At 49.9% G+C, this 14837-nt stretch carries 14 protein-coding genes; 4 read left to right on the top strand and 10 right to left on the bottom strand.

The window, feature by feature from the left end:
• Positions 1 to 73: 73 nt before the first annotated feature.
• On the bottom strand, positions 74 to 3739 hold the full coding sequence (locus tag ACYVI1_RS10980; RefSeq protein WP_460909881.1) for a PKD domain-containing protein: 3666 nt from the start codon (positions 3737 to 3739) through the stop codon (positions 74 to 76).
• 231 nt (positions 3740 to 3970) lie between these two features.
• Between ACYVI1_RS10980 and ACYVI1_RS10975 the strand changes: the two genes are divergently transcribed.
• Together ACYVI1_RS10975 and ACYVI1_RS10970 are read left to right on the top strand one after the other, a co-directional pair.
• Positions 3971 to 5002: a PorP/SprF family type IX secretion system membrane protein gene (locus tag ACYVI1_RS10975; RefSeq protein WP_460909878.1), complete on the top strand. Its 1032-nt coding sequence runs from the start codon at positions 3971 to 3973 to the stop codon at positions 5000 to 5002.
• 86 nt (positions 5003 to 5088) lie between these two features.
• Positions 5089 to 5706: a Uma2 family endonuclease gene (locus ACYVI1_RS10970; RefSeq protein WP_460909875.1), complete on the top strand. Its 618-nt coding sequence runs from the start codon at positions 5089 to 5091 to the stop codon at positions 5704 to 5706.
• A 159-nt stretch (positions 5707 to 5865) separates the two neighbouring features.
• Here ACYVI1_RS10970 and ACYVI1_RS10965 read toward each other — a convergent pair whose 3' ends face one another.
• Together ACYVI1_RS10965 and ettA are read right to left on the bottom strand one after the other, a co-directional pair.
• A complete protein-coding gene (locus ACYVI1_RS10965; RefSeq protein WP_460909872.1) occupies positions 5866 to 6153 on the bottom strand; it encodes a DUF2442 domain-containing protein in 288 nt (95 codons plus the stop codon).
• A gap of 2 nt (positions 6154 to 6155) precedes the next feature.
• Positions 6156 to 7823, bottom strand: a complete 1668-nt coding sequence (gene ettA / locus ACYVI1_RS10960) for an energy-dependent translational throttle protein EttA (RefSeq protein WP_460909869.1) — start codon at positions 7821 to 7823, stop codon at positions 6156 to 6158.
• A 74-nt stretch (positions 7824 to 7897) separates the two neighbouring features.
• On the opposite strand from ettA, the gene ACYVI1_RS10955 reads away from it, so the two are divergent.
• Complete coding sequence (locus tag ACYVI1_RS10955) at positions 7898 to 9175, top strand: DUF349 domain-containing protein (RefSeq protein ID WP_460909866.1); 1278 nt, start codon at positions 7898 to 7900, stop codon at positions 9173 to 9175.
• An 89-nt stretch (positions 9176 to 9264) separates the two neighbouring features.
• Positions 9265 to 9540, top strand: coding sequence for a hypothetical protein (locus ACYVI1_RS10950; RefSeq protein WP_460909863.1), 276 nt, complete (start codon positions 9265 to 9267; stop codon positions 9538 to 9540).
• Here the strand turns inward: ACYVI1_RS10950 and serS are convergent.
• The 7 genes from serS to ACYVI1_RS10915 all read right to left on the bottom strand — a co-directional run bounded on the left by serS (position 9537) and on the right by ACYVI1_RS10915 (position 14609).
• Entirely contained in the window at positions 9537 to 10823 is a 1287-nt protein-coding gene (gene serS / locus ACYVI1_RS10945) for a serine--tRNA ligase (RefSeq protein ID WP_460909860.1), read from the bottom strand. The two genes, ACYVI1_RS10950 and serS, sit on opposite strands and share 4 nt — an antisense overlap.
• On the bottom strand, positions 10823 to 11215 hold the full coding sequence (locus ACYVI1_RS10940) for a HEPN domain-containing protein (protein WP_460909857.1): 393 nt from the start codon (positions 11213 to 11215) through the stop codon (positions 10823 to 10825). The genes serS and ACYVI1_RS10940 overlap by 1 nt, the downstream gene beginning before the upstream one ends.
• Positions 11212 to 11520 (bottom strand): nucleotidyltransferase family protein, encoded by a 309-nt coding sequence (locus tag ACYVI1_RS10935; RefSeq protein ID WP_460909854.1) that lies wholly within the window; start codon positions 11518 to 11520, stop codon positions 11212 to 11214. Before ACYVI1_RS10935 ends, ACYVI1_RS10940 begins: the two co-directional genes overlap by 4 nt.
• Before the next feature lie 65 nt (positions 11521 to 11585).
• On the bottom strand, positions 11586 to 12911 hold the full coding sequence (locus ACYVI1_RS10930) for an aspartate kinase (protein WP_460909851.1): 1326 nt from the start codon (positions 12909 to 12911) through the stop codon (positions 11586 to 11588).
• An 88-nt stretch (positions 12912 to 12999) separates the two neighbouring features.
• A complete protein-coding gene (gene ribH, locus ACYVI1_RS10925; RefSeq protein WP_460909848.1) occupies positions 13000 to 13500 on the bottom strand; it encodes a 6,7-dimethyl-8-ribityllumazine synthase in 501 nt (166 codons plus the stop codon).
• Between the two features lie 103 nt (positions 13501 to 13603).
• Positions 13604 to 14299 carry a tetratricopeptide repeat protein gene (locus ACYVI1_RS10920; protein ID WP_460909845.1) on the bottom strand — a complete coding sequence of 232 codons (696 nt, stop codon included), beginning with the start codon at positions 14297 to 14299 and terminating at the stop codon, positions 13604 to 13606.
• A 67-nt stretch (positions 14300 to 14366) separates the two neighbouring features.
• Positions 14367 to 14609, bottom strand: a complete 243-nt coding sequence (locus ACYVI1_RS10915) for a DUF4926 domain-containing protein (RefSeq protein ID WP_460909842.1) — start codon at positions 14607 to 14609, stop codon at positions 14367 to 14369.
• Positions 14610 to 14837 lie beyond the last annotated feature (228 nt).

Here is a 14837-nt window from a genome sequence, read left to right as displayed (position 1 = left end):
ATTTCAAGTCAACAGGAGGCTATTTTGACCGGGTCGTTTAGGTCAAATTTACGAAAAAAACCGCACAAAATCGCTATCGAATCAGCAAGACAGAGCCGTGTTTTACGGACTGTCCGCGCTCGGGAAATGACTCGCTTTTGAAGACCACAACATAGGGATACAACATAGACGGATAGGTAGATCCCTTATAGGTGCCGTCCCATTTCTGCTCCGGGTTATTGCTCAAAAAAATCACCTCACCCCACCGGTTATACACTCTGAATTCGTAGTCGGTAATATAGGCCGTGAAAATTTGGAGCACATCGTTCATGCCGTCACTGTTGGGCGTGAAGGCGTCGGGTACGTTGACCCGCGGTTCACATAAATTAAGCACCCGCGCCAAACCAGTGGCCGTGCAGCCCTGCGGATCCGTTACGCGCACCTGGTAGTTGCCCGCCCGGTCGACCGTTATGGACTTTGTGGTATCATTCCGGTTTATCCACAAATACCGTAGCCCGGCCGCGCCATTCGCCGACAGTTGGGCTTTCCCCAAATCGCCCTCGCAAAGTGACGCCTGCTGCGTTAGTGAAAACTGAGGGGGTGGTCGGTCGCCAACGCGCGTGCTACTCCGCCCCACGCAGCCCGTTACGGTATTTCTAACAATGAGACTGTATGATCCCGGCTGATCGACCGAAATCGTAGGCGATGACGCGCCGGTACTCCACTGATACACGTTGCCGGGTTGATCGCCGGTTCGGGGAGCCAGCACAACCGCAAGGCCGACGCACTTGAGCGTATCCGGTGCCAGGCGGGCAAACCCCGTACTATCTAAACCAACGTTAATGCTGTCTATTAATGCCTTACAACCCAGATTATCGGTCACCTGAACGCCATACAGCCCTGGCGAAGCCTGCCCAAACGCGGGCGTTGTGGCTAATGGGTTGTTGTTCACATCTAACCAGATGTAACTCGCGGGCATACCACCCGAAACGGTTACGTTGATGGTTCCACTGTTGGGAATGCTGCATAACGCGTCCCTAACGTTTGGCGCAAGTTTCAGTTGGTTAGCAGGCGATTTCAGGGTGAAGGCCGTATCGGCGTTGCACGAATACACAGTATCCGTCACGCTGATTGTGTAGCCTCCTTCGGCCAGGTTGGTTTGCTGGTTCCCGGCGTTGGGCAACACTCCCCCATCGGTGCGGGTCCAGTCGTACCGGTAGATGCCCATGGGCGTAGGCGTCAGCACAATTGACCCGTCGGCTGAGGTACAGGTTGTAGGCCCGGTCAGCGCTGCCGCCAGGCGCAACTGAGGCAGTTCGGCCACCTTGATGGTGTCGGAGTTTTCGCAGGTGGTTCCGTTGACCGTTGCCTGCGCGGTAACGGTATACGTTCCTGCTTTCGCTATCGACACATCGCGGGTAGTTTCTCCGTTGCTCCACTGAAACTGGGTCCAGGTTCGCTGCGGCACTGTTAGCGTAACCGACGAGCGATAACAGAAAAGTGTGTCGGGCCCCAGGTCGAGTGATGGTGTTGGTTTAATCTGCACTTCGATGGTGTCGCTTTTGAAACACTCGCCATTGGCTGCCAGGCCAACCACAAAATAATAACCCGGCCTGACAAGATTTATCGTCTTTTGCCTGCCTGCAACGGCCCCGTTAACGAGCCAGACATAGACTTTTGCCTGCACTTTCAAATCAAGGGTAATGCCTTTCTTGTTACAAATGGCCGTATCGGCTCCCAATTTTATGTCGGGGGGCGTTTCCAGAATGGTGAGCGTATCTTTTATCAGCGTGTCTTTGCAGATTCCTCCCGCACTGGTTCTGGTAACTATACGCAGGCTAACTGAGTATTGACCGGGCTTCGTATAAGCGTGGGTAACGGGTTGGGCGGACGTTGTTGAATAGGGGCGGCTTCCATCGCCATAGTCCAGTGTATATGCCTCTTTTAATTTAGGACAGTTTGGGCCAATCTGGAACACTGTTGGCGCGTTAACGCACGTATCGGCGTAGGTTAGCCCCGGCCCGCTTGAATTATCGTTGAAATTAGCAACTAAATTGGGTAAGCCTAACTGACTGGTTTGCCCGCCCAGCGTTTGGCCCGACGGATTGTAAATCAAACTGTCGAGCAGTCCACCATTCGGATTTTCGATAGTGCCCAGCGACTTGCTGCCTTCAATGGCTACGTATAGCCGTCCATCCGGCCCGATCTGTATGGAGCCGTATTGCCGGGTTGTACTGCTGTCGACAACCGTTTTTGACCTTGTTAGCAGCGAATCTTTTTGATTCAGGTCGTATTTCAGAATGTAGGACGCCCCTTTCTGACTGCCATCGGCATTGGTATCGGCCAGCATGGTTACGTATAAACTCTTGCCATCGGGCGAAAACTCCACCCCATAGGCTTTGGGCGGAGCAGGCCCCAAATCGAGCGTTCGATTAAAGGTCATTTGCCCCGTTGAGTCATTAAACGTATATAGATCAACCGAGTTTTTGGGCGGGCCGGGAATCACAACGGCCATTGGTCGATTGCCTTCATTACCGCCCGTTGTATCGGCAGGGCCGATCTTAATGTACCCTTCGGCCTGTGCCAGCGAGTCAATTTTCTGGCCTCCTTCGTAGGTTGTCAGCGTTGGCGTTTCGGCCCGCGTGAGGTGCCTGATTTCAAAGCGGTTGGTGCCATACACCCGCGAAATAACCCAGTAGGTCGAATCCCGTTCGTTGGCAACCGATACGGATTGCTCAGTTCCCTGCGTCGATACCGGAATATTTTTCTCAACAATAGCTCCTTTACCCCCATTCTGGCGCATATCGACGACACTATACGTCAGGGTTTTCCGTCCCCGGATTTCAGAGGTCGTGTAAACGTAGTAGAGATATTCGCAGCCCCGGCAGGTAGGTTTCGGCACAATCAGGGCCGATTGCGTTGAATGGCTGTTACCGCCCAGCGGAATTGGGGTCGCGGTAGCGGCTGAGTCGCGTGGATCGAGCGATTTGAGAGGCTTCCCATCTTTATCGTAGATCGTGATTCCGTCGGTATAAAACAGTAGAATACCCTTTGTATTTGCTATCGACGACGATCCTTCAATGGTGTTCAGTTTGCCATCCGTGATGGGTTTGGGTGTGCCTCCTCCGCTAAAATCAAGCCCGGCATTGCCACCAAAATACCACTTCACGCCCTGCGATTCTTTTTTCTCTCCGCACACATCCACATTGATTCGGTCCTGATAGGAACAACCATTGGGACTGATGGCTTCAACCGAATAACAACCCGAACTATCGACCTGTATACTCTGGGTGGTGTCGCCCTTTGGATACCAGATAAATTTATAGCCAGACTGGGGACTTCCCTGATAGGGATCAAGCGTGATGGTTTCGCCTTTGCAAATGGTCGTATCGGTCCGCCAGTTTGCAAAGGGCTGCGGGGGAACTCTGATATCAATTGGCCGTTGGTCGATCCGCGTAATACCATTAACAGTTCGAGTCAGCGTGATTCTATAAGTACCCGGATTCTGATATACATGGCGGGCTGTCGAGTCATTTTGCTTCGTAATGGTTGTGCCATCGCCAAAATCCCAGACTCGTGTCGTTACGCCGGTCTGTACACTATCCGTAAATGTCAGCGAGTCAGCCCGGCACTCCTGATCGGGGATGCAGGCTTTACCTCTGATTTTAATTGACTGCGCCCAGGACATGCTCACGCCTGCCAACAGGAACAGCACCGTCCAAAGGCCAATTATTCGTATACTACTGCGAAACGTTAACATGGAGAAACGCTGAATAAAGTCACCCCCGCAAATTCTCTGCTCACATAACATCAACGGGTGCATTACGTTAGTATAAACGAAGGTGCTTAGTTAAAATTTTATTAACAGATAGTCGTAAAAGCACCTAAAATCCATTTAATTTTATAGGTTACTACACTGGTAGATACTTCATTTACCCGGCTAACGTTGCAACAATAAAATTGGCCCAGTCTTTGCCATGATTTTGCCATTATGATCAAGAACTATGTACTGACGATGTTAACCCTGGCCCTTAGCCGGATGGCCTTCGCGCAGGACCCCCAATTCACTCAGTTTTATGCGGCTCCCCTCTATCTGAACCCTGCCTTTGCGGGGTCGGCGCTGGCACCGCGCATTACGGCCAATTACCGCAACCAATGGCCCGCCATCACGAATTATGTGACAACGATGGTGTCGGTCGATCATTTCTTCGAGAAATTCAATAGTGGCTTAGGCCTGATGATTCAAAGCGACAACCAGGGGCAGGGACGGATTCAGTCCACCGACATTGGGTTGCAATACTCATACCAATTTCAGGTGGGTCAGGAGTCATTTGTGCGATTAGGGCTACAAGGCTCTTATGTAAACCGGAATATTAATTATTTTGGCCTGACCACCGGCGATCAGTTCACAGATCGCGGCTTCATCACCGGCAGCGTCTCGGGCGACCCAACCTTACAAGGCGGTTCGCCCCGAAACAAGTACCTCGACTTCTCCACAGGCGGTCTGTTTTACTCCGACTGGTTCTGGATTGGGGCTGCGGTGAGCCATCTTAACCGGCCCGACCAGGGGTTTTTCGTTACCGGACGCGAGCGACTGCCCATGAAAACCAGCATTCATGCCGGTTTACGGATTCCCCTCGGCGGCTTCACGGGGCTGGCCGATGAACAGGACCGTGAAATAAGTTTCTCGCCGGTGATCATGTACAAACACCAGGGCAAGTACGACCAGTTAGATTTGGGTGCTTACCTGACGTATTCGCCGTTGACGGTAGGCGCTTATTACCGTGGAATTCCCTTCAAAAAATACGATCAGACGATTAACAACCACGATGCCATTGCGCTGCTGGCGGGCTGGCGGATGGAAAAATTTTCGATTGGCTATAGCTACGACTTTACCATATCTACCCTGGGTAACAGCGGAGGCTCGCACGAATTATCGCTCTCCTACATCTTTGACAAACCCGAAGGTAGGCGGCCCGGCGTGAAAAAGCGGAATAAAAAATTGCCCTGCCCGAAGTTTTAGTGGAGCTTGCTGACCGCTCCTGACAGCAGTAAAATCCGGCATACGGTCAAAAGGTTTATCTTTACTGAACTATAAAGACCCGGTAAATGAGCGTAACGCCCCGAACAGAGTCGCGAAACTCGCCGACAGCCCGTAAGATACCGGCTTCGTTGGTGTACGAAGAAATCGACGGTGTTCCCTATTATTACCGGGGGTATCGGTCGGTATTGTCGCGGCAAAAAACCAAAGAAGATATTATGGGGGCCAGTGCGTTGCAATCAGCGGTTGTTTCGCTGATTATTCATGTTTTATACAAATACCTCCCATTCGATGATTATCTGATTGCGACGAACGAGCCGGGCCTTCACTTAGCTACAGGAAGCAATCTTTCCAACGATATTGCTATTTTTGACCAAAGCAGTTTACCCACGCCTTTAGACGACAAATACTTTTCGGTACCGCCTAAGGTCGTGATCGAGGTTGATGTCAAGATTGACCTGCCTGCTAACCTCAGCGAAACCGAATACGTTTACGATAAAACCCAAAAAATGCTTGACTTCGGCGTCCATAAAGTCATCTGGATACTAACCAAAACCCGCCGAACCTTAATTGCAGTACCGAACGACCGCTGGATTCTGACTGATTGGGACGATACAGTGGAGGTTATGCCAGGCTGTAGTTTTCAGTTAAATCCATTGTTGCGGTCGAAGAATGTGATTTTGTAATGCATATTCCTTATTCAGAACTATTTGCACATCCTGCTGATTTTGAGGTAACGTACCGAATTTTTTCAGCCGAGGAGGGCGGACGGAAAATGCCTGCTTTTCAGAGGTTGGGATTTGCGAAGTGAACCGAATTATTGGTTTATTTTCTAATCCTGTCAGTTATAAATATAGCCACTGTACAATTGCTCTACCGGAAAAATCAAATCCCAGTTCTCCCCCAAACCAGGTTCCCATTTCAACTGAAAACGTCTTAAACGGCTCAATATCGCGGTGTTTATTATATTGAGGATGCGGATTTTCCATTAAAAAAGGGCCAAAATTGATTACTTGCGAGGTGTCATCACTAAATAACACCCGAACAGTATAGTCTCCTTCATATACCGCATCAACGACCCGAATGTACTTCACAGTTTCCGAGTGATGCGCTCGGCGGATATTTCGAGACATAGTCATCCCAGCTTCTTATACCGAATCCTTGTCGGTGTTGCATCGCTGCCCAATCGTTTGCGCCGGTTTTCCTCGTAGTCCGAAAAATTGCCCTCGAACCAGTACACCTGCGAATCGCCCTCAAAGGCCAGAATGTGGGTGGCAATGCGGTCCAGAAACCACCGGTCGTGGCTGATGACAACGGCGCAGCCCGCGAAGTTTTCCAGACCTTCCTCCAATGCCCGTAACGTATTGATGTCCAAGTCATTCGTTGGCTCATCCAGCAACAGCAAATTGGCGCCCTCCTTAAGGGTCATGGCTAAATGAACGCGGTTGCGCTCACCACCCGACAACGTCCCGATTTTCTTTTCCTGGTCGGCACCGGCAAAATTAAACCGGCTTACGTAGGCGCGGGCGTTTGATTGCTTTCCGCCCATCATAATCCAGTCATTACCACCCGAAATGGTTTCATAAACAGACTTATTGGGGTCCAACCCGTCATGTTCCTGGTCAACATAAGCTACTTTCACCGTATCGCCTACATCGAACGTACCGGAATCCGGCTTGTCGCGACCCGTAATGAGCTTAAAAAGTGTGGTTTTCCCGGCGCCGTTTGGTCCGATAATGCCGACAATACCACCCTGCGGCAGCCGGAAACCCAGATGCTCGAACAGCAGCCGGTCGCCGAAGGCTTTGGCCACATCGTCAGCCTCAATAACTTTTGCACCTAACCGAGGTCCCGATGGAATAAAGATTTCGAGCCGTTCTTCCTTCTGTCGATTGTCTTCGTCCAACAGCCGCTCGTAGGCGCCAAGCCTTGCTCTGGATTTAGCCTGCCGGGCTTTTGGGGCCATCCGAACCCATTCCAATTCGCGTTGGAGCGTCTTTTGCCGCTTCGATTCGGTCTTTTCTTCTTTGGCTAACCGTTGTTGTTTCTGGTCGAGCCACGACGAATAATTGCCTTTCCAGGGAATACCTTCGCCCCGGTCGAGTTCGAGAATCCACCCGGCAACATTGTCTAAAAAATAGCGGTCGTGGGTTACAGCAATAACGGTGCCGGTGTATTGCCGTAAATGTTCTTCCAGCCACAACACCGACTCGGCATCGAGGTGATTGGTCGGCTCATCGAGCAGCAACACATCCGGTTGTTGTAGCAGCAGGCGGCAGAGTGCAACCCGACGCCTTTCGCCCCCGGATAGGTTGTCAATCAGCGCGTCGGAGGGCGGGCAACGCAGGGCATCCATAGCCCGCTCGAGTTTTTGGTCGAGTTCCCAGGCGTTGTAGTGGTCAAGTTTTTCCTGCACCTCACCCTGCCGGGCAATCAATTTATCGAAGTCCGCATCGGGGTCACCAAAGGCTTCATTTATCTCATCAAACTCTTTCAGGAGTCTCACCACTTCCTGAACACCTTCCTCCACAACCTCCCGAACAGTCTTGCCCACTTCGAATTTTGGTTCCTGTTCGAGCATCCCTACTGAGTAACCGGGCGAGAAAACAACTTCTCCGGTATAATTTTTGTCTATACCTGCAATGATGCGGAGTAAGGTTGATTTCCCGGAACCATTCAGTCCCAAAACGCCAATTTTAGCCCCATAAAAAAAGGAAAGGTAAATGTTCTTTAGGATTTGTCGGTTGGGCGGAATATTTTTACTCACGCCGGCCATAGAGAAAATTATGGTTTCCTGACTCATTAATTTCTAATAGATTTGTGGTTGGCAAGATTCCTCAAATTTAACCCACAGCGCAGCCTTAACCAAGCACAGTAATGGAAAACGCTTCACTGGTAGATGAATACGGTTACGTCAAAGACGGAAAGGTATTTTTGAAAGGCTACCTGAATTACGAAGACCGCCAGATTGGCGAAGTCAAACGCACCGAGCAGGAAGCGCTCGATTATTTCAAAAATCGCTTCATCATTGCGGAGAACAAAGTCGGTCAGTTAGAGAAAGATATTGACGAAGCCCAGAATAAAGGCTCGTATCTGACAAAATTGGTTCAACTTCGCAAAAAGCTTATCGGCTTCGATGCGCTGGGCGATTTTCCGCCCCTGCTCGACCGTCTGGATGCTCAGGAGAAGCTGCTGGCTGATTTAATCACGGTTAATCAGCGGAAAAACCACGACATCAAGCGGGCCTTGATTGCCGAAGCCGAAGCCATTGCCGACAGCACCGACTGGCGCACAACGGCAGATGCCCTACAGGAAATCAAGACCAAATGGATTAAAACCGGACCAGTCGATAAAGCCGACGATGCCGATGTGGAGGGTCGCTTTCAGGCCCTGCTGGATGGGTTCTTTCAGCGTCGGCGCGAGTTTTTCAACGAACAGAATAAGGTTATTCAGGAGCGGTTGGATAAGTACGACGAACTGATCCGGCTGGCGTTCCGGGCCAATCGCTTAGGCGATCTGGATGCGGCTTTTCAGGAGGTCAGGAAACTCAATAATGCCTGGAAGGCCGTTGGCGAAGTGCCAATCAAGAAAAGTGGCAAGCTGTATAAGCAGTTTAAGAAAGCCACGACGATGTTCTACACGAAGTATAACGATGCCAAAGGTATCGTTATCGTGCCGAAGGTTGACCCGCGCATCGAGGCTCAGATGAAAATGGCCGACGAAGCCGAGAAGTTGTCGAAACAGTCCGATATTTTTGCGGCTGCCGAGCGGGCGAAAGTACTGCTGAATAGCTGGAAAGAAATTCGGGTGCCCTTCAAACTACAGGATAAAGCTGTTAACGAACGCTTCCGGGCAGCCTGCGACAAAATTTTTGAATTGAGCTACCTCGGTCGCGTGCTATCACGCAAGTATCCGGCGTTTGAACTCAAAAGTCAGTCGGAGCAGATTCGGACGAAGATTCGGGAGATGGAATACCTTGTTAAGCGCGAGAAAAACGACCTTCAGTTTGCCTTGCAGGATGCCGACGGTCTCGACCCCTATAAGGACGAAGACAAACAAATCCTGAACAAAATCAATACCCAAAAGCGCAAAATCGCCATGAAAGAAACGATCCTGCGTGAGTTGCAGAAGCAATTGGAAACCGCAGGCTATTAAGGCTTTTCGTTAGGATGATAGAGTAAATGCGAAACGTGCCACCGTTCAGAACGGTGGCACGTTTCGCATTTCAGGATTGTTCTGATACTATGGAAACGAACCTACATCAACCTGACTTTCTTACGGCCGATACCGATTTTCGGTCGGCCATTGTTCCCGGTAAATTCGTTCGGCTTGAGTATTTGACTGACCTGAATGAGTTCATCAAAGCCGACGTAATGATTAAGCAACTCGTTCGTAAGGACGGCGCCGACTGGCTCGAATTAGCGACCGGCGAGGTTGTCCCGCTCGACCGTGTAGTAAGCGTTTCGGGCAAACTGTCACCCCGCTACCCCGGCTACGGCAACTACTCATGCGATTGTTAATCAATCCTATCAAACCCGCAGTACGGCACTAATACGTCTGGCATTCGGATGCCCTCCGGCGTTTGGTTATTTTCCAGAATAGACGCCAAAACGCGCGGCAACGCTAAGGCAGAGCCGTTTAGCGTGTGCATAAGCTCCATTTTCCCCGGTCCGTCGCCACGGTCAATCTTCGAGCGGAGTTTGAGCCGGTTAGCCTGATAGGTTTCAAAATTTGAGACCGAACTAACCTCTAACCAACGTTGTTGGGCGGCCGACCAGACTTCCATGTCATACGTCAACGCCGACGTAAAGCCCATATCGCCCCCGCAAAGCCGCAGGACGCGGTAAGGCAATTCGAGCTTTTGCAGTAGGCTCTGCACATGCAGACTCATTTCTTCCAGAGCCGCATACGAATTTTCGGGCTTCTCGATTCGGACGATTTCGATCTTATCGAACTGATGCAGCCGGTTCAACCCCCGGACGTGCGCCCCCCACGAACCAGCTTCCCGCCGGAAGCAGGGTGTGTAGCCCACATTTTTAACCGGAAGTTGATTTTCGGGCAGAATAACATCCCGATAAATGTTCGTAATGGGCACTTCGGCGGTTGGAATCAGATAGAGTTTGTCTTCGGTCACATAATACATCTGCCCTTCTTTATCAGGCAGGTTTCCCGTTCCAAAACCCGAATTTTCATTGACGACAATGGGCGGCTGCACTTCAACGTACCCGGCTTTCAGGGCTTCGTCCAGAAAGAAATTAATCATTGCCCGCTGAATCCGCGCGCCTTTCCCCTTATACACCGGAAACCCCGCCCCTGCGATTTTGACACCCAACTCGAAGTCGATAATGTCGTATTTCTTAATCAATTCCCAGTGCGGCTGCGCTTTGTCATGAAGTGTCGGTTTCTGGCCATGTTCGAGTACAACCTCGTTATCGTCGGGTGTTCGGCCCTCGGGAACGCTGCTGTGAGGAATGTTGGGAATTGTTACCAGCACTGTTTGCAAATCCGATTCGAGTTGGCGAAGCGCGTCGGCGAGGTCTTTCGAGCGGGTTTTCAACTCGGCAGTTTCAACTTTAGCGGCTTCGGCAGCCGTTTTGTCGCCCGCTTTCATCAAAGCGCCAATCTGCCCCGCTTTGGCATTGGACTGAGAAAGTACGTCGTCGAGTTCGCGCTGGGTATCGCGCCGTTGCTGGTCAAGTCTAAGTACCTGCTCAACGGTATTCTCAGCACTGGCAAAATGACGCTTACGAAGCCCCGCCAGGACAGTTTCTTTATTCTCGCGGATGAAATTGAGTTGAAGCATTAGTTGGTGTTGATAAGACGTTTGATGACGTCGATAAATTCTTCGGTTTGTGGGAGTAAAGGCAGCACGTCTTCCTGTGTGAACTCGACAAATGCACCATAATCACTTTCTTCACGGCTGTCGGATAAGTTGATGTAAAATTTACTCCATTTCTTATCTATACGCTCAGTTTTTATAAAATGTAGTTCAAGCATCGCTTTGGCACCAGAGTGTGATTTGATTCGGATACTCTCCTGAATCATTAGCGCTGATACGGCTTGGAAGACAGCATAATACAAACGATTAACGGCTGATTTCCACCTTCCTTCTGCGATAAGTGACCGGGCATCGCTCATCATTTCGTTTGAGCATTCAAGTCGGTAGGAAATCAAAGCCTGTTTGTCGTCATTCATAGTCTTTTACCTTCATCCATTACGTTCCGATATAACTCAGTAACCGTTAGAAACGGCACGTCTTTCTTAGACTGAATGACTGTGCTTATTATATGATTCGCCTTAAAGCCAACATCATACAGGTGATATCGTAATCGACTTTTGAATGCCCAGTTAGCTGACTGCTCCGTAAGGACTAAAAAATCCCAATCCGAATCCTCGCGTGCATCTCCCCGCGCCCGCGACCCGAACAGCCACACTTCCGCCTGCGGGTCAATCTCGTGGACGTACCGCTTAACTTCCTGTAAGAATAGTTCGTCGGTCATGTTTTGAAAATTTCGTTCAAACCTAAAAGGTTTTTGAAACCTTTTAGGTTTGATAAACAGCAAAGTTACACCGAAAACAACCCATCGTTCAACGCATTCAGTGCATCGGCTTTGTATTTGCCATGAACCAGCAGCGACAGATTACTTTCGGTGCCGCCGTAGGAAATCATCCGAATAGGGATGTTTTTCATGGCGTTGAATACCCGAACTGCTACGCCTTCGTTATCGGCGCTGAAATTCCCGACAATGCAGATGATGGTCTGGTCGTAGTCAGGCTCTTCGAGACTGCAAAAGGTGCTGAGTTCGTCGGTAATTTCCTGAATACGCTCCGTATTGTCAATCGTAACCGACACAGACACTTCCGACGTAGCCAGCATATCGACGGGGGTTTTGTATTTCTCGAAAATCTCAAAAATCCGACGCAGAAACCCATATGCATTCAGCATACGAGTTGAGTGAATATACAAGGCCGTAATGCCGTCTTTAGCCGCAATGGCCTTGAATACCTCGCTCGAAGTTCGGTCGGCGATGAGCGTACCGGGTGCGCTGGGTTCCATTGTATTTTTTAGCCGTACTGGCACGCCAAACATCCGGGCAGGGGTAATGGTGGACGGATGCAGAATTTTCGCGCCGAAATACGCCAACTCAGCCGCTTCATCGAACGTCAGTTCGCGGACGGGAAAGGTGTTTTTCACAATGCGTGGGTCGTTGTTGTGCATCCCGTCGATGTCAGTCCAAATCTGGATTTCCTCGGCGCGGATAGCTCCGCCAATTAATGATGCCGTATAATCGGAACCACCACGTTTGAGATTGTCGACCTCGCCATGTGGATTCCGGCAGATAAAGCCCTGCGTAACGATAATCTGTTTGTCAGCGTGCTGGGGCAACATTCCAGCTAATTTCTCCTCTGTGTACTGAATTTCCGGCTCATTATCGGCATCAATCCGCATGAATTCCAGCGCGGGCAACAGCGTAGATGAAACGCCTTCCTCAACCAGATACGCCTGAAAAAGCTGCGTACTCAGCAGTTCGCCTTCGGCAACTAACTCCTTTTCCTGCTTTAGCGTGAAAGGTTTAATGCCCTTCAGCGACCGGATAAACGAAAACTCATCGTCGATAATTTTCAATCCGGCAGCTTTACCTTCAGTCGTTTTATAGAGTTCGCTAATAAAGCGGTCATAATGCGCCTTGAGGGCATCGATTTTAGCATTTGCCTCATCATCGTCATTTGCTTTGAACGATTCGCCGATGGCTAACAAGGCGTTGGTTGAGCCGGACAAGGCCGACAGGACGACAATTTTGCGGGTGTTGTCTTTCGTAATCAGGTGGCGGATGGACTGCATACGCTCGGGCTTCCCGACCGACGTGCCGCCAAATTTCCAGACGTGCATAATTAATGGTGAATTAATGAATGAGCGAATGAGTGAATGGCTATGGCGAGATACTATTCGCTCATTCGCTCATTCATTAATTCAGTCATTAAAACTTACTGTAAACCTGTTCCTGTAATCCAAGCATTTTAATAGCTGTGATGGCGGCTTCATCGCCTTTGTTCCCGTGCTTGCCGCCTGCCCGGTCGAGGGCCTGTTGCTGGTCGTTGGGAGTTAGAACGCCAAAAATAACGGGCTTACCGGTTTTCAGGCCAACGTTCGTTAAGCCCTGGGCAACAGCATGATTGATGTAATCATTGTGTTTGGTTTCGCCCTGTATGACGCAACCAAGTGCAATCACCGCGTCAATATCATCGCGCTGGGCGAACCACTGTGCCCCTAAACTCAACTCATAACTCCCCGGTACGTTGCCCCGAATAATGTGTTCGGATTTCGCGCCATGTTGCAGAAGTGTTTGATAAGCTCCCTCAAAGAGGGCCTCGGTCACGTCGGTGTTCCACTCCGAAACCAGAATTGCGAATCGGCGGTGGCTAATGTCAGGTAGTTCGTCTGTTGAAAAGACGCTAAGGTTTTTTAAGTCAGATGCCATTTTTCGCTTTTTTATGCCGGTTCACCAGCATGATAAAAACCAACAAAAAAGGACAAAACCGGCCTCGGCTTTGTCCTTTGCTGTATTGACTGTTCAAGTACGCTTACGACTCACCGATGGTTGCTTCCAGTACGGATTTGTACTTTTTAGCACTCCCAGCTTCAGCCGATTGGCCGTACTTCTCAATGATCTCGTTGTAAGTCTCCATTGCTTTATCAGTCTGCTTAGCCTGCTCATAAGCAATGGCCAGCTTCAGTAAATAGCCCGGCGTAAAAAACTTATTTGCTTTATAATCAGCCGCTTTCCGGTAGTAGTCAGCCGCTTCGTCGTAGCTTTTCTTCTCCATGTAGGCATCACCGGTGAGGGCGTAGGCCCGCGCCTGAACCAGCAGGTCCGACGAACTGAAGTTGTTCAAATGCGCGATGGCTTCGTCGTATTTGCCTTGTTTCAGCAAACCGAGGCCCGCATAAAACTCGGCCAGATTACCGCCCGGTGTCGAGCCATAATTATTGGCAACAGCCAGCAAACCGGGCGTTTTCCCATCGCCGTTCAGGGCTTTTTTCAGCGAATCGGCTTCAAGTTGATAAACTGATGGAAACAATTCGATTTGCGCTGTCTCGTCCTGGCTGCTCACGTAATACCGATAGCCAAAGAAACCGGCAACGAGTAACAAAATGCCGCCAAGTACACCCAACACAATATTTTTATTCTGTTGGAAGTAATCGCCAACGTCCTCTAACTTTCCTTCTAATGCGTCTGGGTCTTCTAAAAAGTCCAGTCCGGGATTCTTCTTGCTCATGCTTTTGCAATTTGGAGTGCAAAATTAGGAATATTTACCATTGCGGAAAAGCGTAAACCTCAAAAGTTTACGAATTGCTTTCTTCCTGTAAGGCCATATCACGAACGGCCATCACTTCAGATGGCCGCACTTCCCGAATTTGATGGGGCAACAGGGTCTCTATGGCTACAGCTTCGCCGGTAAGCGTCACAAATTCGACTTCAAAAGCACGGCCTTCATTATAAACTGTCAAAATCGTGCCAACGTCACCGGCCCTTAGCCTTCCGTCGGCCACGTCTTCCTGGAGCACTACTAAATCAAACTCACTCATGGGTAAAATGCACTGGTTCAAAAGAGAAACGACGGACTCGGCCTCTTGTTTTGTTAAAATTGCGTTAACTTTGTTCTGCTAATCTTCTAAGGGGTGCCTTATAACAACGGGCTGAGATTATACCCATTGAACCTGCGCGGGTAATGCCGCGAAGGGAAATGTACGCACAGATGGTGTCTATGCGTGTTTACAAAAATCATACCTAATCAAAGATAGGTTTGGCCCCTT

Source organism: Spirosoma areae, from assembly GCF_054781775.1.
Note: the sequence above shows the minus strand (reverse complement) of the source record. Positions and strands in the feature narration are given on the sequence as shown.